Here is a 357-nt window from a genome sequence, read left to right as displayed (position 1 = left end):
GACTATGATCGTAGAGGCAGAGTGGAATAGGCGTTTAGGACGCGGGTTCAATTCCCGCCGCCTCCACCACAAGCACACCGGCCGTCAGGCACTGCGGGCCGGTCTCGAGAGCGACAGGCTTTCGTTGGGCCGGGCGCTGTTCCGGTGTGCTTGTGATGGGGGCGACTTGGGTTCGACTAGGCGTAATAAAGGCTAGGCTGCGATTGGGCTGAGCTACGGCCCTGATAGTGCAAATTCACAAATGCCAACGACAACGTTGACATGGGTGCGGTTCGCCTCGCGGCGTAACCATCCGGGGCTCGGGAAAGCCTAGCAACAGAAACGGCACCTCCGGGTGCCGTTCCCATTTCAAATCTT

Annotated in this window: 1 other RNA gene; it reads left to right on the top strand. The window is 59.4% G+C overall.

The window, feature by feature from the left end:
* Positions 1-330: a transfer-messenger RNA gene (ssrA, locus tag AB4Y97_RS21075) on the top strand; the annotation flags it as partial.
* Positions 331-357 lie beyond the last annotated feature (27 nt).

It is taken from the genome of Microvirga sp. 2TAF3, assembly GCF_052114965.1.
Lineage (GTDB): Bacteria > Pseudomonadota > Alphaproteobacteria > Rhizobiales > Beijerinckiaceae > Microvirga.
The sequence above is the reverse complement of the archived record's forward strand: the minus strand, read 5'-3'. Positions and strand labels throughout refer to the sequence as shown.